This is a genomic window from Alsobacter sp. (assembly GCF_059501845.1).
This window is the reverse complement of record NZ_JCACDK010000001.1, coordinates 760,736-782,060: the sequence shown is the minus strand read 5'-3', so window position 1 is coordinate 782,060 and position 21,325 is coordinate 760,736. Positions and strand designations below refer to the sequence as shown.

Sequence of the window (21,325 nt, the reverse complement as noted above, 5' to 3'; positions counted from 1 at the left end):
GTTCCGGGCGGGAACCACGCCTTTGCGGCGGGCGTTCTATTCACGAAAGCGACGGGCGTGACCCTTCGCGCTCTGATCGCCGGCCGGCCCGTTCGCGTGACCCGCCCGTTCTCGAGGTACACAGACCATGTCACTAGCCGTCCTCGAAGAGAGCGTCCGCATTCTTCTCCCGGCCAACGCCGCGCTGGTCGTCAACCTGTTTCGCCGCTTCAACAAGTTCCGCAGCAGCTACAACCAGGCGCATCTGGATGCTGCCGCCGAAACCCTGCGCACCAGGGTCGGCGAGCGGCATGCCGATGCGATCATGTCCGACGCGATCATGCTGGACAACGAACTGCGCCTGCGCACTGCGGGCCGCTTCGTCTTCCTCCCCGACGCTTCCGCGACGGCGTCCGCCGACGAACTCGCTCTGGTCGGCATCGTCTCCGCCATGCAGGCCGGCAACGCCCGCAAGGCCGGCGAGTACGCGCTCCAGCTGGAAATCCTCCAGGCCCGCGCACTCACGATGCTGGCCTACCGGCTCGGTGCGCGGCTGGCCGAGGCCGGTGTAAAGCTCGATCCGGCCGCCCTCGAGATCGACGTCGACGCGGTACCGCGCGTTCCGGCATCCGTTCCCGCGCTGCGGGTCGTCGGAGGCCGCGACGCGCAGGCGCTCTAGGCGCCCGGCTTCCGGGCCGCCTTGCGCCAGCCCGTCCTCGTTTTGCCCGGCGAGGGGAGCTTCTGAGACGCCTCGAAGAAACCCTGCCAGGGGTCTTTGCCAAGATGGTCGAGGCGGTTCAGGAGATTGCCGATCCTGAAGCGGTCTGGCGTCAGCGCCGGCCCGAGCTCGTCCCAGCTCACGGGGGTGGATACACCGGCAGTCTCCCGGGCCCGGGTCGAATAGGCCGCGACCGCAGTGGCACCCCGGCCATTGCGCAGGTAGTCGACGAAAATCTTGCCCGACCGGGCCGACTTGGAGAGGACGGCGGTGAGCCGCGCCGGCGCCTCGCGCGCCAACCCTTCCGCAACCCCCTTCGCGAACGCCTTGACGTCGTCCCATCCGGCAGAGGGCCGCAGAGGCACCACGACGTGCAGCCCCTTCCCGCCTGACGTTTTCACGTAGCTGGCCAAGCCGCGATCTTCCAGATGCGCCTTCACACCGAAAGCGGCCTCGATCACCTCGTTCCACGAGACCCCGGGGCCGGGGTCGAGATCGAAGGTGACGATGTCGGGCTTCTCCACCGACGCGACATGCGATCCCCAGGGATGGATCTCGAGCACGCCCGCCTGCACCAGGGCCGCGAGCCCGTCGAAGTCGCGGATGAAAAGGAACTGCTCCCCTTCCGCGTCGGTGCCGGTCGAGACGCGGGCATCCATCCCGTTCCATGCATGCTTCTGGAAGAAGCACTCCTCTGTCACGCCTCCCGGGCAGCGAAGGAGGCTGAGCGGCCGTTCGACGATGTGCGGACCGATGTAGGGCCAGATGGCCGAATAGAAATCCAGCAGACCCTGCTTCGTGACGCCCGCCTCCGGCCAGAACATGCGGTCGGGATGCGTCAGCGGGACGCTCGTCGTCGCTTCGCCTTGGGCTCCGGCGCCCGAAGGCGGCGCGGAAGGTTCCTCACGCACAACCTCGCGGGCAGGCTTGTCGCGCCGCAGGCCGTGGAATACTGCATGCCGGAGTGTGTCGGATGCCGTGCGGCTGCGGAACTCCACCTCGGCGACCAGTTCGGGCTTCGCCCAGCGGACACCCCGCCGGGCCTCGGCCGGAAGCGGACCCGCGAAGGGGGGTGCCTCCGTCCGAAGGGCCTCCAGTTCCTTCCAGAGCGACCGCGAGGCTGCAGCACTGAAACCGGAGCCGACGCGCCCGTCGAGCCGCAGAGCGTCCTTGTGCCATGTCCCAAGCACGAGCGAGCCCACGGCGCCGGGAGATGCGGAGGATGGTGTGTAGCCGCCGATGACGAATTCCTGACGGCGGCTGCACTTCGTCTTCACCCACTCGCCGCCCCTTCCGGAACGGTACGGCGCATCCCGGCGCTTCGACACGATCCCCTCGAGGCTCAGCCGGCAGGCGTGCCGCAACAGCGCCTCCCCGCCCTCGTCCATGTCCTCGCTGTAGCGCAGGGCCCGGGGCTCCGGGATGAGGCCGGCCAGTGCCGCCTTTCGCTCAGCCAGGGGTCGGCCCGCTAGGTCCTCCCCATCAAGGAAGAGGAGATCGAAGGCCCAAAAGACCATGCGGTCGCGACGGCCTTCCGAGAGGTCGGCCTGAAGCGCGGAGAAGTCGGAAACCCCGCCGCTGTCCTCGACGACGACTTCGCCGTCGATGAGAGCGTTGCGAATGCCGAGCTCCGCGAGTTCGCCGGCAAAGGCGGACGGTACGAAACGGTCGGTCCAATCGAGGCCGCTGCGGGTGCGCAGGGTCAGCGTGCCTGCCGACAGACGCGCCTGGATCCGATAGCCGTCGAACTTGATCTCGTGGAGCCAGCGTGCGCCCGACGGGGTCGTGGTCGCGAGTTCGGCAAGGCAGGGCTGGACGAACTCTGGCGGCTCCGGAAGCGACGCGTCCCGGCTCGCCCGTTTCGGCCTGGGCGCGGATCGGGAACCTTCCGGCTCGTCTTTCGTGTCTTTCGCCTTCTTTGCCACCGCGGCAGGAGCCTTGCGCGGTGCACGGGAAGACGCCGGCGCGTGTGCAGCGGCGGGTCGCGTTCTGGCCGGCTTCGATGCCTGGGTCGCCGCCTTGCTCGCCGCAGCGGCGGGCTTGCCAGCCGCAGGCTTCTTGCCGGCTTGCTTCGAACCCGCGGGCGCCAGATCTTCCACCCGCTTGCCCGTGATGACGGACTGAGGATGCTCCTCCGTGATCTCGGGAGAGCCTTCGGGACGCGCCGCCTCGTCGGACGCCTTGATCAGGAGCCAGTTGTCCCGCTTCTCCCCGGCCCGCGCCCGCAGCCGGACGAGGTGCCACTCGCCGGACAGCTTCTCGCCGGACAACCGAAAGTCCAGATGCCCTTTCTCCAGCCCCTTGTGCGGGTCGGCAACCGGTTCCCAGGTTCCGCGATCCCAGACGATGACCTCGCCTGCCCCGTAATTCCCGTCCGGAATGCGTCCCTCGAAGCTAGCATAGTCGAGCGGATGGTCCTCCACATGCACTGCGAGGCGCTTCTCGCCGGGCACGAGGCTCGGACCGCGCGTCACGGCCCAGCTGAGGAGGACCCCGTCAAGCTCCAGGCGGAGATCGTAGTGCAGGCGCGTCGCAGCGTGCTTCTGGATGACGAAGGACAATGCCGCGGGCTTGCGCTTCTTCGCGGCAGCGCCCTTCGGCTCGCCGGTGCGGGAGAAATCCCGCTTGGCATTGTAGCGGTCAAGCGCGTCGGCCATCGCCTCAGCTCGCCTTCTTCATGCCCGCGGGCTTGCGGCCGGATGTGGGAGCCGCGCGGCTCGCAGGCGGCTTCGACTTCGGCTTTGCTTCCGGCGCGGGCTTGCTGGCTTCGGCGGCAGGAGGCCGAGGAGCAGCCTTCGCCTTTGGTGACGACCGCTTGGCTGCATCGGAGGCGCTTGGGGCCGGGGTACTCGATGCGGCCTTCCCTGCCGCCTTCTTCGCTGCCGAGGGCTTGCCGGCCGGAGGCGCGGATCCGCCGCCACGCTCGGCATCGAGGCTGCGGCGCAGCGCGTCCATCAGGTTGACGACGTTGGCCGGCCGCGGCGCCTCGGGGAGGGCGAGCGGTTCGCCGTTCTGCTTGGATTTCACGAGCGCCACGAGGGCTTCCTCATAGCGGTCCTCGAACTTGGTGGGATCAAAGTGGCCAGCCATGCGGTCGATGATGTGCGTCGCGAGATCGAGCATGTCGGGCTGGATCTTCACGTCCGGGATCTCTTCGAAATAAGCGTCGTCCTCCCGCACCTCGTAGGGATACCGGAGCGTCGCGACGAACAGGCCCTTGCCGCGGGGCTCGATCATCACGATCCGCTCCCGCCGGTAGAGGACGACGCGGGCCAGTCCGACCACGTCGTGGCGTTGCATCGCCTCGCGAATCACGGCGAACGCCTCCTGCGCCACCTTGTCGTCGGGCGCGAGGTAGTAAGGGCTGTCGTAGTAGACCTCGTCGATCTCCGCACGCGGGACGAACGATTCGATGTCGATCGTGTGCGTGCTTTCCAGTGCGATGGCATCCAGCTCCTCGTCGTCGACGACGACATACTGGCCCTTGGCCACCTCGTAGCCCTTTGCCTGGTCCTCCGTCTCCACCACGTCGCCCGTGTCGGGGTCGAACATTTGCCGCCGCAGCCGATTCCCGGTCTTGCGGCTGAGTGTATGGAAGGAAATCCGCCCCGTCGTCCGGGACGCTGGGTAAAGCGCAACCGCGCAGGAGACGAGGGAGAGCTTCAGATAGCCCTTCCAGTTGGCACGCGGCGCCATGTCGACTGCCCTCCTACGCGGACGCATGCCGGCGCAACGGCCGGCCCGCGAATCGAACGCAGGCATTCCTCCATCGTTCCTTCCACGACGACCGGAGGCGCGAAGGCGCCGGGCAGATCACCCCATCTTTTTCCGTCTCGAATGGAACCCGGGATGAACGAAGTGCGTTCGACAGAAGCGCGGCCACAGTCCTGCCTAAAACATGAACACCGCATCCATGCGTAAGGCAGAATTCGGGCTGCAGCTGAGATCAGGCTTTGCAGTTCTCAATCCACATGGCGTTGCACACAGTTAGATGTGTCAAAGTAATACGGCTTAGCTCACGCTTGCGATCATTTTGTGGCATTCAAGACACAGAGCTTTTTGTCTTCGCGTATCCTGGATCGAGTCACCCAACTTAGGGTTGTATAGCCTGAACCGCGCCAGTACGGTCTCGCAACGCTGACGGATAACCAAGGACGACATCATGCGTAAGCTCCTTCTCGCCTCCGCCTCCCTGGCGGCCCTCTCGGGCACGGCCTTCGCGGCTGACCTGCCGGCACGCTCCACCGCCCCGGCCGCGCCGATCGTCTACGCGCCCATCTTCACCTGGACGGGCTTCTACGTCGGTGTGAACGCCGGCGTCGGCTTCAGCGGCAAGTCGAGCAGCACGACCTTCGTCCCGGCGCCCGGTACGGTCGGCCCTGTCGTGTACTACTCCGGCAATGACCAGACCGGCTTCGTCGGCGGCGCCCAGGCTGGCTACAACTGGCAGACCGGTCCGTTCGTGATCGGCGCCGAGGCTGACATCCAGTACGCCGATCTCGGCAAGAAGTACTATTACTCGGACTTCGGTATCTCCAGCGACTCCGGCAGCTACTTCGGTACGGTTCGCCTGCGCGCCGGCTACGCCTTTGATCGCTTCCTCGTTTACGCAACCGGTGGTCTCGCCTATGGCGACGTCGGCGAGCGCCTCTTCGGTGGCTCGAACACCCGCGCGGGATGGACTGTCGGCGGCGGCGTCGAGTACGCTTTCACCAACAACTGGACGGTCAAGCTCGAAGGCCTGTACGTCAACATCGACCAGGGCAACAACACGGGCACGATTTCGACCGACGTCGGCGACTACCTCGTCGAGCGCAGCAAGAACAACGATTTCGGCGTTGTTCGCGTCGGCCTGAACTACAAGTTCTGATCGGATACCCGGTTTGATGACGAAAGCCCGGCAGGCAACTGCCGGGCTTTTTCGTGTGCGTGGAACCTTCATCGAGTCCGGACGTTGAACGCTGACGCGTCATGGGTCGGTGCGGAGTCGAAGGGGGCGGAACCGTCAGGTTCAACAGCACGCATGGAAAGTGCGCACAGCTTCAGGGAGCTGGCGGATTCGACGCCTGTGCTGATCTGGCGCGCGGGTCCCGACAAGCTCTACAATTACTTCAATCGGACCTGGCTTACGTTCCGCGGCAGAACCATGGAGCAGGAGCTGGGCTACGGGTGGCTGGACGGTGTCCACCCTGACGACGCCGAGCGTTGCATGGCAGTCTTCGTCACCGCCTTCACCAACCGTCGCGACTTCGCGATGGATTACCGGCTTAAGCGTTATGACGGCGAGTACCGGTGGATGCTCGACACCGGCCGGCCCCTCCTCCTGTCGGACGGCTCGTTCGGGGGCTTTCTCGGCTCCTGCCTCGACATCACCGACCGCAAGGAGGCCGAGGTCCGCGCCGCGAGATCACTTGCGGACGCGCGGCGTGCCATTCGCCAGCGCGATGTTCTGCTCGCTGAGGTTCACCATCGCGTAAAGAACAACCTGCAAGTGATTCTCAGCCTTCTTACTTTGCAGAGCCGGCACGTTGCGGACACGCAGTGCCGCGAGGCACTGGACACGGTCGGCCGGCGCATCCAGGCGCTGGCCATCGTTCAGCAGGAGCTGCACGAAGACCCCGACGTCTCGATGATCGGTGTGCTCGATTATGTCGGACGGCTCGTGCGCCCGCTGTCCTCCCTTTACGGAAATCCCCGCGTCGAAACCTATGTCGGCGGCGACAACTTGCCGATCGGCCTCACCATTGCGAGCGTCATCGGCATGATGATGTCGGAGATCCTGGCCAACGCCTTTACGCATGGGATCGGATCGGGCGATGGCTGGATCCGGATCGATGTGCGAGGCCGAGAGGGCGAAGGTCCGAGCATCACAGTCGAGGACAGCGGGTCGGGACACACCGGCGCGGCCACGCGCGGCCTGGGCTTCCTCCTGGTCCGCAATCTCGCACGTCAGGTCGGGATGGAAGTGGTCAGCCACGCCGGGCCGGGTGGACGCTGGGAATTGCTGCTCCCGCAATCTGCGCTGGCCGCGGACGAACCGGCCTGAATCTCAGGCCGGCGTCACGGCGATGATGGCGTCCCGCAACTCTTCCATCCGGAACGGCTTCGAGATGTGGAACGTCGGCGCGTCGCCCGCGTCGTGACGGGGCGGCGAACCCGAGGCGAAGATCACCGGTAGGCCCGGAACAATGGAGCGCAGGTCGCGCGCCAGCGCGTCTCCGGGCAGGTCGGGAAGACCGAGATCGGAGATCACCAGATCGATGCCCGGATTGTCCTTGAAGATCGTCAGCGCTTCCGCAGCCGACGACGCTTCGAGGGGTCGGTGCCCGAGCTCCTCCAGCATGTCGAGGAGCGTCAGGCCGATCAGCGGCTCGTCCTCGACGAAGAGGATCGTCAGCGGCCTGGACATGACTTGATCCGGCATGGTGCTTGACGCTTCACGCTGCGCGTCTCATGGGCCGGCCGGCCCGGTGCGGCCGGCGGGAGCGGAACCCCCGGGCGAGGGCTCACCGGTCTCCGGCAGTCTTCCCGGGCCGGAAGGGTCACGCGCCTTCTCCTCTTGGCTGCCAGGCTGGCCCGGGCGCCGTGCCGGATCTCGTCTGGCTTGAGGGGACGCTTCGTTTGCAGATTGCGTCCCTTCGGATTTCGGAATGCTCGACATCATATCATCCTGCGATTTCGTGCTTGAACGCAACCGCAGTAACGATGGTTCCGAAGAGGCCACCCTGATCGAAACGGGAGGCTATGCGCGAGAACGGGACCGAATCCCTCGTTCACGCCGTCAGCCGGGGCGAGGACGAAAGCGCCTGCCGGCAAGCTTCAGCGTGCGCGCGCCTGCCGTGTGCCAGATTGCAAGGTGGTCAGGATGTAGCACTGGCGCAGGCTTTCCACGAGCTCGTCCTTGCTCATCGCAGAGCAGCCGGGAATGCCGAGGTCGTGCGCGAAAGACCTGAGGTCGCTGACGATCTGATCGGTTGGCTCGCGCGTTCCATCCAGGGAACGGCTCGATGAAACCGGCACTTTACGCCCCATCATGATCCCGCCCTTCCAGAGCCGCTCGGAGAAGGGGAACTGACCCCGGACCGTGCGGTTCTGCCTGTCGCTATGCAAGCGCCAGGCCAACGCTGAACACCGGCCCCTCGGGGCCGTGGCGCTCATGCGCCAAGCCATCAAACGTCGGCTGCGGCCCTTCGTTCCCGCCCCGAGCGGAACCTGCGCGGGAGACGAAGCGTTTGCAGAACCTGATCGGGGAAAGCATGGTTCATTCATTGTGGCGGAACGCAGCGGCCCTTGCATTCGTGGTCGCGCTGGTGATGGCCGTTCCGGCTCAGGGCGCCCAGGGCACGGTCATGCCCTTGCCCTCACTTCCAGGGCAGAGCTCGGGCTCAAAGACGCCTTCCCCGCCCGAAGACCCGGCCAAGGTTCCCGATTTCGTCAGCCGTCTCGATGACCGCCAGGCGCGCCAGGTGCTCATCGACACGCTGTCGGCGCGCGCGCCGGTGCAGACGCAGGATGCGAGGGACAGTCTCGGCGATCTTGCAGGAGAGGCAGCCACGATCTTCCAGCTCGCCGGATCGCGGCTGGTCGCAGTCGCCGCAGCGACAGCGGCTCTCCCAGACACCGTCCGGCAGGTGGAGGCCTCGCTGGACATTCAGGACGCGCCGTGGCTGCCCATGCTTGTCGCGGGCTTTGCGATTCTGGTCACGGGCTTCGCGGCGGAAATAGCCACGGTTCTCCTGCTGGGCCGGTTGTCCTTTGCCGCTCGGGTCGCCGGGACGGCAGGCCGCCGCAGAAAGCCGCGCTGGATCGCCGCCCGCGCCATCGGACTGGGAGCCTTTACGGCCGCCACCGCGGTCGCGGCAGAGCTCTTCACGGCCGGGCTTCCCGTCGGCCAGCAAACACTGCTTGCGACGTTGGGCGCGTCTCTCCTGCTTGTCAGGCTTGCGGACCTGCTGGCCACGGGATGCACGCGGCTTCTCGTGCCGCCCTCCCCCGCTGCCCTCCAGCCGGGCGCCGGCCGTTCGCTCCGGGTCGGCATCGCGGCCATCCATGCGGTGGCGGCTTTCGGCGCCGCCGCGCTGGGGCTGCTGCATCGCGCCGGCGCCCCCGAGGACGTCAGGCTGTCCGTCGCACTGGGACTGTGGACGCTGGTGATGATCGGCGTGGGATCGGTGCTGAAGCGTCTCGATATGCTGGCGGCACCGCCGCCGCCGGACGGCGACCCGGCGGATGGCCCGCCCTTCGGCTGGCTGCGCGCCCACTGGCTGGGTGTCGCCCTCACCGGGTCTTTCCTGCTCTGGGTGGTGACCGCCGAGCGTGCACTGGAGACCGGACTTCCTGCCATCCGGGCCGGCGTCCTGACGCTGCTGGTCTGCGCCTACGCGCCCGCCATGATCCGCCTTCTCGCGATGACGCTTCGCCGGGTGCGAACCCGTCCGAAGGAGGATGGCGCCATGCGTCAGCCGGCCTGGGTTCCGGCGGTCATCCGCTGTGCTCGCGTTCTCGGCGCGCTGGCCGCGGCCTGGGTGATCGGGCGCATCTGGGATGTTGACTTCGTCGGCCTCGCCAGCGACCGCTTCGGCGAGAATGCCGTTCGCGCCGCGACCGGCGTGATCACGGTGGTGCTGCTGGCCTATGTCGCCTGGGAACTCGTCAAGGCGCTGGTCCGCGGCAACGCGGCGGCCTCGGCCGAAAGCACGGAAGCAGCCACCGACGACCTGACGCATGTCCGCCCCGCCAGCCGGATGCAGACCTTCCTGCCGCTGGTGGAGAAGTTCCTGTTCGTGATCGTGGTGGTGGTGGCGGCCCTCGGCATCATGCGGGCGCTCGGCGTCGACACCGGGCCGTTGCTGGCAGGTGCCGGAATCATCGGCATCGCGATCGGCTTTGGTGCGCAGACGCTCGTGCGCGACATCGTGTCGGGGATCTTCTTCCTTTTCGACGACGCGTTCCGGCTGGGCGAGTACGTTGAGATCGACCAGACCCGCGGGACCGTCGAAGGCATCTCGATCCGCAGCCTTCGCATCCGCCACCACCGCGGCGCCGTCCACACGGTGCCGTTCGGCACCATCCAGCGCCTCACCAACTACAGCCGCGACTGGATCATCCTGAAGCTGGAGTTCCTGCTGGCCTTCGAGACCGACCTGTCCAAAGTCAAGAAGATCGTCAAGCAGATCGGCAAGGAGATGCTGGAGGACCCGGAGTTCGGCCCGCATTTCCTCGAGCCCGCCAAGAGCCAGGGCGTGCGACGGATGGAGCAGATCGGCATGGTAGTGGGCGTCAAGTTCATGGCCAAGCCCGGCGAGCAGTTCATCCTCCGCCGGGAGGTCTACCAGCGCGTGCGGGACGCGTTCGAGAAGAACGGCATCGCCTTCGCGCGGCCGCAGGTGGTGGTGCAGGTGCCACCCGGGGCGAAACTCAGGCCGGACGAAGAGGAAGCGGTCGCTTCCGCCGCCGCTGAAGTCGGGCTGCCCGATGAGCCGCCGCCCCAGAAGAAGACGGGCGCAGGCTCCCACGCCTGAAACCGGAACCTCGGCTTTTCCGCGGAGTTGGCGCGGGCGTTACGAACCCGTTCCACACCTCCCAGACAGGAGATCCGATGTCCGACCCGATCCAGCCCAGCCCCGGACCCGCCCCCTCGCCGTCTCCCGGGCCGTCACCGACCCCCGGCCCCACTCCCGGCGTGCCGCCGCTGACGCCCGACACGCCCTCTCCCGGAGGTCCGCCGGAAGTGCCGGATCCCGGTCACGTGCCGCCGCTGCCGATGCCGGGCGACCCGCAGTCCCCGCCGACGATCGCCTGAGCTCTCAGGCGAGCTGGACCCTGGCATTCTCGCCGAGGTCAGGCCGTTCGCTGGTCAGCTTGGCCTGCACGAACTTCACCGCAAGCAGGATGGGATTGGAGGGCGAGTCCCAGTACTCGCCCTCCTCCGGCTCAAAGCCGATCAGGACCACCTCTGGATTTTCAGGCCCACCGGGAAAGTAGACGTCCACCCCCATGTTCCAGAGATCCTTTTTCAGGCTCTCGTCTTCGTGGAGGGACACGCGGCCGGTCAGCGAGACATATGTCTGGTCCCGCGGGTCCGCGAAGGCGATGCACGCACGGGGGTCGCGGCGGATGTCGGCTTCCGCATGGGCTGCTCGATCGGCAAAAAACCAGATGGTATTCTCGTCCCGGCGGGGAATCGCGGTCATCGGCCGCCCCCGGATGGTCTCCCCCGAGAACGTGGTCAGCATTCCCGTCCTGATCTTGTCGACGGTGGACCAGATGAAATCGAGCGAGGCCTTCACATCGGTTGTGTCCGTCACGACAATCATCTCCCTCACAGGATGAGGCCCATGAAAGGGCTGTGTTCACGCTCAAGAACGCGGGCTTGAGCTCCGGGGTTCCGCTGTCGCGGTCCGCTCGTCCGGCGCCGGAAATCGAGGGAACCCAAGGAGGGTGACGCACGTTTCGCCCGCGGGTGGTCGCGTCGGTGCGGCCCGGGAGGGACAGACCATGCGACAGGGCATGCCGGAAGGCGGCACCATCCACCCGCCCGAGTGGCGCCTGGTGCGGCCCGATGCGATTGAGGACAGTTCGCATCCCCTCGCGCGCGACCTTTCGGAAACCGTCGACGATTTCATGCGGCTTATCGTTGCCATGCGGCACATGGACGAGGATGGACACGCGCCGCGCTGGGACGCCGAGCGCGCCGGTTACCTTGCCTTGGGTCGCCTTAGGCGGTCTCTCACCCGCGCTTGCACGGCACGAGGGCTCGACTAAAATTTTTTGTCGCTTCGGGAACCGGGGGAACTTCCTCTGCGTTCTGCCAGTGTCGTGTCGGCGAAGGACAAGGAACGCCCCCTCCCAAGCCAACGCCGACACAACCTGAAACCCGCAACGGCCACCGTTGCGGGTTTCTTTTTTCGCGGCTTTGCGATCCAGGAACAATGCTGCCGTCCCGCCAGGCAGCGGAACCTCGACAGCGCCGGGACGTTACCGGATGCAACGCGCAGCGTGCGCCCTGGTGCCGGCAGCTTGCCCGGCCCTCAGGTTCCCGCCGATGCGCCACCCATCCTGGAGGTTCCGATGTTCAGCAGCCGCGATACCCGTCCATCCGACGTTGGGCACGATCTGGAACGGCTGCGCGCCGATTTTTCGCGACTGGCCGACACCGTATCGAGCCTGGTTCGAGACCAGTCCGGCACCGCACAATCATCCGTGCGCGGCCTCGTCGATACCGCGCGCGACCAGGTGGCCAGCCGCGCCGCCGAACTCGGCCGCAGCGGGCAGGCCTTTGCCTACGAGGCCCGTGATCGCATCGGCGGCGCCAACGCCGCGCTCGAGACCAGGATCGAACGCAACCCGCTCACCTCGGTCCTGATTGCGGCCGGTATCGGCCTCGTCCTCGGCCTCATCAGCCGTCACCGCTCATGAACGCGCTCCGGCTCCTCGTGGACGCGGGGACCCGGCCGATCAGGGCCGGCGTGTCGAGCGCCGTCCAGAGCGTCGTGTGGCTGGGAGCGGTAGCGATCCTCGCCATCGTTGCGCTCGGCTTCGGCGTGGCGGCCCTGCACACATGGCTCGCCTTTCGCTTCGGCCCGATCGAGGCGTCGCTGATCATCGCAGGGCTTTTCCTGGCGCTCGCCATCGTCGTTTTCGCGATCCATTCCTATGCCGCTGCCGAACAACGGTCGCGGGCAAGACGGGAAGCGGAGCGGAGCGCCGAGGCTTTGCGCGGGACGCTCGCCAACCTTGCTGGGGTGGTATCGGCGGCCAAGCTGTTGACCGGACGCAGGCGCTCGCCGGAAGCCAGGGCAGTCGCCGATCCCGAGGGCGTCGGCCCAGCGGGACGTGCAACGAAATCGGCAGGCCCGTGGTCGGTCATAGCCATCGCCCTCATGGGCGGCTTCGTCGGTGCCCACTTCATCGACCGCGGTCGCCGCTAGCGATCTGGCACCAGCCTTCGTCCAAAACAAAAAGAGGCGCGGATTTCTCCGCGCCTCTTTTCTTGTGTGAGGAGCCGGCCGGAACCGATTCAACCCACAGCAGCTTTCATTGTCCGATGCGACTTCTGATCGAAGAACAGGGCCTGGCTTATCACGGCCTTGATCGTCTCCGTCCGGAACGGCTTGGTGATCAGGAAGGCCGGCTCGGGGCGCTCGCCGGTGAGAAAGCGCTCGGGATAGGCGGTGATGAAGATCACCGGCACCTCGAACGTCGACAGGATGTCGTTCACGGCATCGAGACCGGAGCTTCCGTCGGCCAGCTGGATGTCCGCGAGCACCAGCCCCGGAGCATTGCGCTGGACGGCTTCCACCGCCTCACGCCGGGTCCGTGCCACGTCGATGACACGGTGGCCCAGGCTTTCCACCAGGGATTCGAGATCCATGGCGATCAGCGGCTCATCCTCGATGATGAGAACGTCCGTGGCCATCTGCTGGGCGATCTCGCGGCCGGCGTCGTGGATCAGGTTCTCGACTTCGCCAGTCGAGAGGTCCATCGCGGCGGCAGTCTGCTCATTGTCGAAGCTTTCCACCGAACTCAGCAGAAAAGCCACGCGGGCTGGAGGCGTAAGGGCCGCGAGGCTGCGGCGAACACCGCCCTGCGATCCCGGCGCTTCCGGGGTCTGGTTGATCGGAACCGACCCCCAGACCTTCAGGAAGGCTTTGTAGAGAGCCACGCGGGAGTCCAGCGTGGAGTCGAAAGACGACGGGTCGGCGATCAAGGCCTCCAGGGTTGCAACCGCATAAGCGTCACCTCCCTGCTGTGTCCCTGTCAAAGCGCGAGCGAAGCGCCTGAGATAGGGAAGATGCGGCGCGATCGCCTGGGCGATGGACATCCCTGCCCTCCTTGTATGGAAACGCGCATGACCAAAGTCATGCTATGACCAACGAATGCCGGGCGGAAAAGTTCCAGCCGCTCGTCAGGAACCGGCGTGTGGACGCGGCGTTGAAGCCGGGACCACGATCCTGCCGGGATGTATAGCGCACATCCGCCCGACGCCATTATGGCAAGGCGGCGCGACCGCCCCGAGTTCCGGGTCGTGGAGGTTGGGATGGACGAGAAGACCCCGCGCAAGACGGACAAGGACATGATGCTGGAGCAGGCCGGATTGGCATCCGACGAGCATGGCAAGGTCGTGCCGCTGGAAACCGACCTGCAGGCCCAGATCGGCCGGCAACTTCGCGCCATCTATGACGGCGTCCTGTCGCAGCCTGTCCCTGACCGCTTCCTGGAGCTCCTCGACCAGCTTGATCGCGACGTTACCGCGGCCCCCGGGAGCGACCAGTCGCTCTCCGACGGCGGCGCGACCAAGGACGGGGAGTGATGGACGACACCGCCCAGATGAAGCAAGACCTGCTCGCCGCCGTTCCCGCGCTGCGCGCCTTCGCCATGTCGCTGAGCGGCAATCCGGACCGCGCCGACGACCTCGTTCAGGAGACGCTGCTCAAGGCCTGGGCCAATCGCACATCCTTCACCCCTGGCACCAACGTGTCGGCGTGGCTCTTCACCATTCTCCGCAACGTCTTCTATTCCGAGCACCGCAAGCGCAGGCGCGAGGTGGAGGATGCCGACGGCCAGATGGCGTCGCGCCTCGCCACCCATCCGGCCCAGGACGGGCACATGGATCTCGTCGATTTTCGGGAGGCGCTGCAGAAACTCCTGCCGGACCAGCGCGAGGCGCTGATCCTGATCGGCGGTTCCGGCCTCTCCTATGAAGAGGCCGCCGAGATCTGCGGCTGCGCGGTCGGCACGATCAAGAGCCGCGTCAACCGGGCCCGCAACCGCCTAGCCGAACTGCTCTCGGTGTCCTCGACCAGCGAGTTCGGTCCGGAGTCGCAATGGCAGCCAGCGCTGGCTGCACTGTCCGGCGAGAAGCGTGACGACCGCTGACGCCTAGCACCGCACCCGGTGCGTGTAGCCGTACTTGTCGACGGCCTGGCAGCGATGCGGCGCCGTGGCATAGCCGATGATGCCTCCGCCCAACCCTCCGAGCGCCGCTCCCAGAACGGTCCCCGTGGCATCGCCCGTCGTGACGAGCCCGACGGTCGCGCCCGTCGCAGCGCCGATGAGGCCTCCTGACACGACGCGATCTCTCGGGGTCGTACCGCAGGCGGAAAGCGCAACGCACAGGGCAGCGGCGGGGAAAATCGTTTTCACGTTAATGGCGGAGACCCTCCGTTCTTCCGCCCCATTGAACACGAAGAAATTGCAGGAACCGTAAAGGGCGCGTGCGGATGGCGCCTGCCTGGAAGGCCTAGAAGCCCCGCCAGAATTCACCTCATTTCACAGACCGATCCGTATAATTATATAATCTACGTTTTTTGTGTTGCATTCCGAAAATCCACACGCCAGTGTGCCGTCAACAGGGAGCAAGACCCATGACCGCCACGTCCCGAACGAGCGCGTTGACGCGCATGCGGACCATCCGCGACCTCCTGCTGCTGGCCGGCGCATTCGGCCTCATCCTGTTCGTGACCGTCGCCGCGCATGCCCAGACGTCGCTTCTGAACGTCAGCTACGACCCCACGCGCGAGCTCTACAAGGACATCAACAAGGCGTTTGCGGCGTCGTGGAAAAAGCAGTCAGGCCAGGACATCGCCGTCAAGATGTCGCATGGCGGGTCCGGCAAGCAGGCGCGCTCGGTGATCGACGGCCTTGAGGCTTCGGTCGTGACGCTTGCCCTCGCGGCGGACATTGACGAGATCGCCAGGCAGACCGGCAAGATCCCGGCAGACTGGCAGAAGAGGCTCCCCAATAACGCGTCGCCTTACACGTCGACGATCGTGTTCCTCGTCCGCAAGGGCAATCCCAAGGGCATCAAGGATTGGGACGACCTCGCCAGGCCGGGTATCCAGGTCATCACCCCCAACCCGAAGACCTCGGGCGGAGCGCGCTGGAACTACCTCGCCGCCTGGGGGTACCAGATCGGCAAGACGAAGGGTGACGAGAAGGCGGCCAAGGATTTCGTCACCGCCATCTTCAAGAACGTGCCGGTGCTCGACACGGGAGCCCGGGGCTCGACGATCACCTTCGCGCAGCGCGCCCTCGGCGACGTGCTGATCGCATGGGAGAACGAGGCCTATCTCAGCCTCGCCGAGTTCGGCGCCGACAAGTTCGACATCGTCGTGCCGTCGGTCTCGATCCTGGCCGAGCCGCCGGTGGCGCTCGTCGATGGCAATCTCGACGACACCACCCGCCCGGCCGCCAAGGCGTACCTGGACTTCCTCTATTCCGATGAGGCGCAGGCCATCATCGCCAGGAACTTCTACCGTCCCTCGAAGCCCCAGGCCGCTGCCAAGGAAGACCTCGCCAAGCTCCAGGACGTGAAGCTTTTCACCATCGACGAGATGTTCGGCGGCTGGACGAAGGCGCAGAAGGCGCACTTCGCCGATGGCGGCATCTTCGACGAGGTCCAGAAGGCAGCGAAGTAGCAGGCCCGACCCAAAGCACGGGCTCAACCCCGTGGTCCCCTTGGACAGAGCTCCGCCTTATTCCGGTGCGACGCTTTATCTCACAATGACGACAGGATGACCGTGACCGTCGCCGATGCCCTCCTGCCGACAGGCGAAACGCCCCTCCTCCCGGTACGCCCGGGCAGGCGAGGCCGCGGCAATGCCTTGCCGGGGTTCGGGCTGGCAATGGGCTGGACGCTGCTCTGGCTGTCCGGCCTCGTCCTCCTGCCCCTGGCTGCCCTCGTTCTGAAGGCGTCCGGCCTCGGGATCGACGGACTGCTGGCGATCGCGACGGAGCCGCGCGTGCTTGCGGCCCTCAAGGTCAGCTTCGGTGTTGCGCTGGCCGCGGCGATCTTCGACGTGGTGGCGGGCGTTCCGATCGCGTGGGTCCTGACCCGCTATTCCTTCCCGGGCCGCCGGCTCATCGACGCCTTCGTCGACCTGCCCTTCGCATTGCCCACAGCCGTCGCAGGCATCGCGCTCGCCGCGATCTACGCCCCGAATGGCTGGATCGGCGAGCCGCTGGCCGCGCTGGGGATCAAGGTGGCGTTCACGCCCCTCGGCATCTTCGTCGCCCTCGCGTTCGTCGGTCTGCCGTTTGTCGTGCGCACCGTCCAGCCCCTCATCGGCGAGATCGACCGCGAGATCGAGGAGGCGTCGGCCACATTGGGCGCCGAGCGGCTTCAGACCATCACGCGCGTGATCCTGCCGCCGCTTATCCCGGCCATCCTCACCGGCTTCGCCATGGCCTTCGCCCGCGCCGTCGGAGAGTACGGCTCGGTGATCTTCATCGCCGGAAACCTGCCCTACGTATCCGAAATCGCACCGCTCCTCATCGTGGTGAAGCTGGAGGAGTACGATTATCGCGGCGCCACCGGGATCGCGACGATCATGCTGGCCATCTCCTTCGCCATGCTGCTCGTCATCAACCTGATCCAGGCGTGGAGCCGGAAGAGGTTCGGGCATGTCTAGCCGCCTCGCCTCTCCCGCCGGCGAAAGCCGGGGAGCGCGCATCGCGCTCATCGTCTTCGCCATGCTTGCCCTGGCCGTGATCGTGCTGCTGCCGCTGGCCGCCGTATTCACGGAGGCGCTGCGCAAGGGGCTCGGCGCCTACGCCGAAAGCCTCACGGAGCCGGACGCCCTGGCCGCGATCCGCCTGACGCTGCTCGTCGCCGCAATCTCGGTCCCGCTGAATGCCGTCTTCGGCGTCGCCGCCGCCTGGGCCATCGCCAAGTTCGAGTTCCGCGGCAAGAGCCTGCTGGTCACCCTCATCGACCTGCCCTTCTCCGTGTCACCGGTTGTGTCCGGCCTGATCTACGTGCTGCTCTTCGGGGCGCAGGGTCTGCTCGGGCCATACCTGAAGAGCCACGGGCTGCAGATCATCTTCGCCGTGCCCGGCATCGTGCTGGCGACGATGTTCGTGACGTTCCCCTTCGTGGCGCGTGAACTGATCCCGCTGATGCAGGAGCAGGGCAACGCCGACGAGGAAGCGGCGCTGACGCTGGGCGCCTCCGGCTGGCGTGCCTTTCTCACGGTCACGCTGCCCAACATCAAGTGGGGACTGCTCTACGGCGTCCTGCTCTGCAACGCCCGCGCCATGGGTGAATTCGGCGCGGTGTCGGTCGTCTCGGGCCACATCCGCGGCCTCACCAACACCATGCCCCTTCACATCGAGATCCTGTACAATGAATACAACTTCGTCGCCGCTTTTGCGGTCGCCTCCGTCCTCGCCCTTCTCGCGCTCGTCACCCTTGCCGCGAAATCCTTCCTCGAATGGAGATACGCCGACGCCATCGCGGGTGGACACCGTCACTGACGTCCAGACGCGCGGGGTCGAGATCGCCGTCCGCGGCATCGCGCGGCGTTTCGGAACGCATGCGGCGCTCGAGGGCATCGACCTCACGATCCCGCAGGGCGAGCTCATCGCGCTGCTTGGCCCTTCCGGCTCGGGCAAGACGACCCTCCTGCGCATCATCGCGGGTCTCGAGGAGCCTGATGCCGGCATGCTGCTCTTCGACGGCCGCGATGCCACGCGTGTCCGCGTGCAGGACCGCGGCGTCGGTTTTGTCTTCCAGCACTACGCCCTCTTCAAACACCTCACCGTGCAGGAGAACATCGGCTACGGCCTGCGCGTCCGTCCCCGCGCGACGCGCCCTGCGGACGCCGAGATCCGCCGTCGCGTCGGCGAACTCCTCGACCTGGTCCAGCTCTCCGGACTGGAAGGCCGCTACCCCGGCCAGCTTTCCGGCGGACAGCGCCAGCGCGTCGCGCTGGCCCGTGCCCTTGCGATCGACCCGCAGGTCCTGCTGCTCGACGAGCCCTTCGGAGCGCTGGATGCCAAGGTCCGCAAAGAGCTGCGTCGCTGGCTCCGCGAGATCCATTCGCGCACCGGGCAGACCACCGTCTTCGTCACCCACGACCAGGACGAGGCGCTGGAACTCGCGGACCGCGTCGCCATCCTCAACAAGGGCCGGATCGAGCAGGTCGGCGCGGCCGAGGAGATCTACGACGCGCCAGCCTCCGCCTTCGTCGTGTCGTTCGTGGGCGAGGCGGCCGAGATCGCCGTCGACATCCGGGGTGGCGGCGTTCATCTCGCGGGCCGTGCCCTGCCGCTCTCGGCCGGCGGCCTGCCGGACGGGCGGGGCCGCATGTTCCTGCGCCCGACCGAGACGCGCATGCGCCCGCATGCCGATGGTGCTCTTCCGGGGCGGCTCGTGGGCGTGCGCCGCACGGCTTCCGGGCATCGCGCGGAGGTCGCCGTCGAGGGCTACAACGGCCTGATCGAGGTCGAGGCAGACCTCCCCGCCGTCGCCATTGGCAGCACGGTAGGGTTGACGCTCGATCGTGCCCGCATCTTCCCCGCCTGACGCGGGAAGGCGGTCGACAAGCAACGCCGGTGCGGCTTATAGCCAGCCTGACGACTATATGCCCGGTGCGCGCGCCGTGGCCCAGCACGGAGCGCCCATGCAGATCATCGTCGTGGACCGGGACGGCAAGGAGCACGCGCTGGAAGCCCTCGAGGGCTGGCGCGTCATGGAAGTGATTCGCGACTGGGGGCTGCCCATCAAGGCCGAGTGCGGCGGCGCCTGCGCCTGCGCCACCTGCCATGTCTACGTGGACGAGGCATGGGTCGACCGGCTGGTTCCCCCGACCGACGAGGAGAACGACCGGCTCGACGAAGCGCTGGCCGTGGAAGCGAACTCCCGCCTGTCCTGCCAGATCCTGATGTCCGACGAGCTCGACGGCCTCAAGGTCGTTCTCGCGCCTGGCAGCGAGCCCGACGAGGGCACCTCGTCTGTCCGCGCCGCTTAACCCAAATCTCAATCTGTGCGCCTTGAACAGGGTTCCCCTGCTCTCAGCGGGGGTCTTGGCCTTTCCACGACATAGCGCATGGTGTAATGTAAAATATATAAATTCACAGTCTAGAGTGTGAAATGTCCGGACTGCGGTTTTTCCCCGTGGCCTACGAGGTCGAGCATCGGACGGTCGTGCTGGCCGGCGGTGGCGAGCCCGCGCTCAACAAGCTGCGGCTGCTGTCGCGCTCCCGCGCCCGGATCGTATTGGTGGCGCCGGAGCTGGAGCCCGACATCGCGGAGCTGGCCGACCGCCTTGGCATCGAGCACCGCCCCCGCGAGCTGGCACCCTGCGACCTGTTCGGCATCGCCCTTCTGTTCGCGGGAACCGGCGACGAAGTCACAGACACGCGCTACTCCCGCATGGCGCGCAGGGCCGGCGTCCCCGTCAACGTCGTGGACCGCCCTCACCTCTCCGACTTCGCCGTTCCCGCCATCGTCGACCGTGCCCCGATCGCAGTAGCGATCTCTACCGACGGGCTGGCGCCAGTGCTGGGGCAGCGGGTCCGGGCCCAGATCGAGGCGATGCTGGCACCGGAGTTCGGCCGGCTCGGCGAACTGGCTCGCTCGATCCGCTCTCGCGTCATGGAGGCCCTGGACGGCCCCGTGCTGCGACGCCGTTTCTGGTCGAAGGTGTTCGACGGCCGCGCCGCTGAGCTGGCCCTCGCCGGGGATCTCGAAGCAGCCCGCCACGAGGCCGAGCGGCTCCTGTCCGACGAGGGCGCCGACGAAACCGGACGCGTCTGGCTCATCGGGGCCGGCCCCGGCGCGGCTGACCTCCTCACCATCCGGGCCCAGCGCCTTCTCCAGACAGCGGACGTCATCGTGCACGACCAGCTCGTGCCTGCCGAGGTCGTCGACATGGGCCGCCGCGACGCCGAGCGCATCTGCGTCGGCAAGGCGAAGGGCAACCACTCCGCGACCCAATCCGAGATCAACGCGCTGCTGGTTCGCCTCGCCCGCGAAGGCCTGCGCGTCGCCCGCCTGAAAAGCGGCGACCCGCTGGTTTTCGGCCGCGCCGGCGAGGAGATGGCAGCCCTTCGCGAGGCCGGGATCGACTTTGACGTCGTTCCCGGAGTGACAGCGGCGCTGGCCGCGGCTGCCGATGCGCGGGTGTCCCTGACGATGCGCAAGGTCGCCTCCTCCGTCGTCTTCGCCACGGCGCACGGGGCGGACGGCAGCGAGCCCGGCGGCTGGGTCGAGGTCGCCCGCAGCGGCGGCACCGTCGCCGTCTACATGGGCAAGAGCACCGGCACCCAGATCCGCGACCGCCTGCGCCGCGCCGGCGTGGCGCTTTCCACCCCGGTCGTCGCCGTGGCGAATGCCGGGCGCCGGGACCGCCGCATCTTCTCGGGAACGCTCGCCGACGTCCCGGCGCTCAGCGCCAGGGACGACGTGGACGGCCCCGTTCTGATCCTGTGCGGGCCGGCCATCCGGCAAGCCGACATTTCCACCGCGGAAGCCATGGCGCCGTGCCTTGCCGCAGCGGCCTGAGGAACACCGACCATGATGAAGAAGCCGAAGTCCCCCGCGGCACAGGCGGTGACGGCCAACACGGCGGACACCGGCCGGGTCGTCTTCCGGGCCGCGGACGGCACCTGGGTGCCCGACGTCAACCACGCCGAGATCGCCATGACCGCTGAGGAGGGCGAGACGCTGCTGGCCGCCGCGATGCGCGACCAGGAAGCGAACATCGTCGTCGATCCCTACATGGTCGAAGTGGCGCAGGAGGACGGCGCGTGGCGCCCGACCCGCCTGCGCGAGCTCATCCGCACCACCGGTCCCACCACGGGATCGTCCAAAATACTCCCCGCCGCGCGCCCCGCCGCCTGAAC

At 67.0% G+C, this 21,325-nt stretch carries 24 protein-coding genes; 17 read left to right on the top strand and 7 right to left on the bottom strand.

Annotation, left to right across the window (positions count from 1 at the left end; translation table 11 throughout):
* Nucleotides 1-127 precede the first annotated feature (127 nt).
* Entirely contained in the window at nt 128-658 is a 531-nt protein-coding gene (locus AC5JCN_RS03630) for a hypothetical protein (RefSeq protein WP_495753634.1), read from the top strand.
* Here the strand turns inward: AC5JCN_RS03630 and ligD are convergent.
* Nucleotides 655-3,354 (bottom strand): DNA ligase D, encoded by a 2,700-nt coding sequence (gene ligD, locus AC5JCN_RS03625; protein ID WP_495753633.1) that lies wholly within the window; start codon nt 3,352-3,354, stop codon nt 655-657. The two genes, AC5JCN_RS03630 and ligD, sit on opposite strands and share 4 nt — an antisense overlap.
* Nucleotides 3,355-3,358: 4 nt before the next feature.
* Nucleotides 3,359-4,393, bottom strand: a complete 1,035-nt coding sequence (gene ku / locus AC5JCN_RS03620) for a non-homologous end joining protein Ku (RefSeq protein WP_495753632.1) — start codon at nt 4,391-4,393, stop codon at nt 3,359-3,361.
* Nucleotides 4,394-4,859: 466 nt separating this feature from the next.
* Here ku and AC5JCN_RS03615 point away from each other — a divergent pair, with 466 nt between their 5' ends.
* Both AC5JCN_RS03615 and AC5JCN_RS03610 read left to right on the top strand, forming a co-directional pair.
* Nucleotides 4,860-5,567: an outer membrane protein gene (locus AC5JCN_RS03615; protein ID WP_495753631.1), complete on the top strand. Its 708-nt coding sequence runs from the start codon at nt 4,860-4,862 to the stop codon at nt 5,565-5,567.
* An 84-nt stretch (nt 5,568-5,651) separates the two neighbouring features.
* Nucleotides 5,652-6,743 (top strand): sensor histidine kinase, encoded by a 1,092-nt coding sequence (locus AC5JCN_RS03610; protein WP_495753630.1) that lies wholly within the window; start codon nt 5,652-5,654, stop codon nt 6,741-6,743.
* A 3-nt stretch (nt 6,744-6,746) separates the two neighbouring features.
* Here the strand turns inward: AC5JCN_RS03610 and AC5JCN_RS03605 are convergent, their stop codons facing one another.
* A complete protein-coding gene (locus AC5JCN_RS03605) occupies nt 6,747-7,106 on the bottom strand; it encodes a response regulator (RefSeq protein ID WP_495753629.1) in 360 nt (119 codons plus the stop codon).
* Nucleotides 7,107-7,516: 410 nt separating this feature from the next.
* The gene (locus AC5JCN_RS03600; protein WP_495753628.1) at nt 7,517-7,732 is read right to left on the bottom strand and encodes a Rho termination factor N-terminal domain-containing protein; all 216 of its coding nucleotides are present in this window, start codon (nt 7,730-7,732) and stop codon (nt 7,517-7,519) included.
* A gap of 221 nt (nt 7,733-7,953) precedes the next feature.
* Between AC5JCN_RS03600 and AC5JCN_RS03595 the strand changes: the two genes are divergently transcribed.
* Both AC5JCN_RS03595 and AC5JCN_RS03590 read left to right on the top strand, forming a co-directional pair.
* The gene (locus AC5JCN_RS03595; RefSeq protein ID WP_495753627.1) at nt 7,954-10,218 is read left to right on the top strand and encodes a mechanosensitive ion channel family protein; all 2,265 of its coding nucleotides are present in this window, start codon (nt 7,954-7,956) and stop codon (nt 10,216-10,218) included.
* Nucleotides 10,219-10,295: 77 nt separating this feature from the next.
* Nucleotides 10,296-10,499: a hypothetical protein gene (locus tag AC5JCN_RS03590; RefSeq protein WP_495753626.1), complete on the top strand. Its 204-nt coding sequence runs from the start codon at nt 10,296-10,298 to the stop codon at nt 10,497-10,499.
* Nucleotides 10,500-10,503: 4 nt separating this feature from the next.
* Here the strand turns inward: AC5JCN_RS03590 and AC5JCN_RS03585 are convergent, their stop codons facing one another.
* Nucleotides 10,504-11,004, bottom strand: coding sequence for a pyridoxamine 5'-phosphate oxidase family protein (locus AC5JCN_RS03585; RefSeq protein ID WP_495753625.1), 501 nt, complete (start codon nt 11,002-11,004; stop codon nt 10,504-10,506).
* 190 nt (nt 11,005-11,194) lie between these two features.
* Here AC5JCN_RS03585 and AC5JCN_RS03580 point away from each other — a divergent pair, with 190 nt between their 5' ends.
* The 3 genes from AC5JCN_RS03580 to AC5JCN_RS03570 all read left to right on the top strand — a co-directional run bounded on the left by AC5JCN_RS03580 (nt 11,195) and on the right by AC5JCN_RS03570 (nt 12,627).
* Nucleotides 11,195-11,461 carry a hypothetical protein gene (locus AC5JCN_RS03580; RefSeq protein ID WP_495753624.1) on the top strand — a complete coding sequence of 89 codons (267 nt, stop codon included), beginning with the start codon at nt 11,195-11,197 and terminating at the stop codon, nt 11,459-11,461.
* A gap of 306 nt (nt 11,462-11,767) precedes the next feature.
* Nucleotides 11,768-12,115, top strand: a complete 348-nt coding sequence (locus AC5JCN_RS03575) for an ElaB/YgaM/YqjD family protein (RefSeq protein ID WP_495753623.1) — start codon at nt 11,768-11,770, stop codon at nt 12,113-12,115.
* A complete protein-coding gene (locus AC5JCN_RS03570) occupies nt 12,112-12,627 on the top strand; it encodes a hypothetical protein (protein ID WP_495753622.1) in 516 nt (171 codons plus the stop codon). Before AC5JCN_RS03575 ends, AC5JCN_RS03570 begins: the two co-directional genes overlap by 4 nt.
* A gap of 89 nt (nt 12,628-12,716) precedes the next feature.
* Here AC5JCN_RS03570 and AC5JCN_RS03565 read toward each other — a convergent pair whose 3' ends face one another.
* Complete coding sequence (locus tag AC5JCN_RS03565) at nt 12,717-13,520, bottom strand: response regulator (protein ID WP_495753621.1); 804 nt, start codon at nt 13,518-13,520, stop codon at nt 12,717-12,719.
* A 216-nt stretch (nt 13,521-13,736) separates the two neighbouring features.
* Between AC5JCN_RS03565 and AC5JCN_RS03560 the strand changes: the two genes are divergently transcribed.
* Nucleotides 13,737-14,009, top strand: a complete 273-nt coding sequence (locus tag AC5JCN_RS03560) for a NepR family anti-sigma factor (RefSeq protein ID WP_495753620.1) — start codon at nt 13,737-13,739, stop codon at nt 14,007-14,009.
* Complete coding sequence (locus AC5JCN_RS03555; protein ID WP_495753619.1) at nt 14,009-14,575, top strand: sigma-70 family RNA polymerase sigma factor; 567 nt, start codon at nt 14,009-14,011, stop codon at nt 14,573-14,575. Before AC5JCN_RS03560 ends, AC5JCN_RS03555 begins: the two co-directional genes overlap by 1 nt.
* Before the next feature lie 3 nt (nt 14,576-14,578).
* On the opposite strand, the gene AC5JCN_RS03550 is transcribed toward AC5JCN_RS03555, so the two are convergent.
* On the bottom strand, nt 14,579-14,842 hold the full coding sequence (locus tag AC5JCN_RS03550) for a YMGG-like glycine zipper-containing protein (RefSeq protein ID WP_495753618.1): 264 nt from the start codon (nt 14,840-14,842) through the stop codon (nt 14,579-14,581).
* Between the two features lie 221 nt (nt 14,843-15,063).
* Here AC5JCN_RS03550 and AC5JCN_RS03545 point away from each other — a divergent pair, with 221 nt between their 5' ends.
* From AC5JCN_RS03545 to AC5JCN_RS03515, 7 genes are all read left to right on the top strand, one after another.
* On the top strand, nt 15,064-16,116 hold the full coding sequence (locus tag AC5JCN_RS03545; RefSeq protein ID WP_495753617.1) for a sulfate ABC transporter substrate-binding protein: 1,053 nt from the start codon (nt 15,064-15,066) through the stop codon (nt 16,114-16,116).
* A gap of 96 nt (nt 16,117-16,212) precedes the next feature.
* Nucleotides 16,213-17,109: a sulfate ABC transporter permease subunit CysT gene (cysT, locus tag AC5JCN_RS03540; RefSeq protein WP_495753616.1), complete on the top strand. Its 897-nt coding sequence runs from the start codon at nt 16,213-16,215 to the stop codon at nt 17,107-17,109.
* Nucleotides 17,102-17,953, top strand: coding sequence for a sulfate ABC transporter permease subunit CysW (gene cysW, locus AC5JCN_RS03535; protein ID WP_495753615.1), 852 nt, complete (start codon nt 17,102-17,104; stop codon nt 17,951-17,953). Before cysT ends, cysW begins: the two co-directional genes overlap by 8 nt.
* Nucleotides 17,937-19,004 (top strand): sulfate/molybdate ABC transporter ATP-binding protein, encoded by a 1,068-nt coding sequence (locus AC5JCN_RS03530; protein WP_495753614.1) that lies wholly within the window; start codon nt 17,937-17,939, stop codon nt 19,002-19,004. The genes cysW and AC5JCN_RS03530 overlap by 17 nt, the downstream gene beginning before the upstream one ends.
* A gap of 97 nt (nt 19,005-19,101) precedes the next feature.
* Nucleotides 19,102-19,449 carry a 2Fe-2S iron-sulfur cluster-binding protein gene (locus AC5JCN_RS03525; RefSeq protein WP_495753613.1) on the top strand — a complete coding sequence of 116 codons (348 nt, stop codon included), beginning with the start codon at nt 19,102-19,104 and terminating at the stop codon, nt 19,447-19,449.
* A 122-nt stretch (nt 19,450-19,571) separates the two neighbouring features.
* Nucleotides 19,572-20,984 (top strand): siroheme synthase CysG, encoded by a 1,413-nt coding sequence (cysG, locus tag AC5JCN_RS03520; protein ID WP_495753612.1) that lies wholly within the window; start codon nt 19,572-19,574, stop codon nt 20,982-20,984.
* Between the two features lie 12 nt (nt 20,985-20,996).
* On the top strand, nt 20,997-21,323 hold the full coding sequence (locus AC5JCN_RS03515; protein WP_495753611.1) for a DUF2849 domain-containing protein: 327 nt from the start codon (nt 20,997-20,999) through the stop codon (nt 21,321-21,323).
* Nucleotides 21,324-21,325 lie beyond the last annotated feature (2 nt).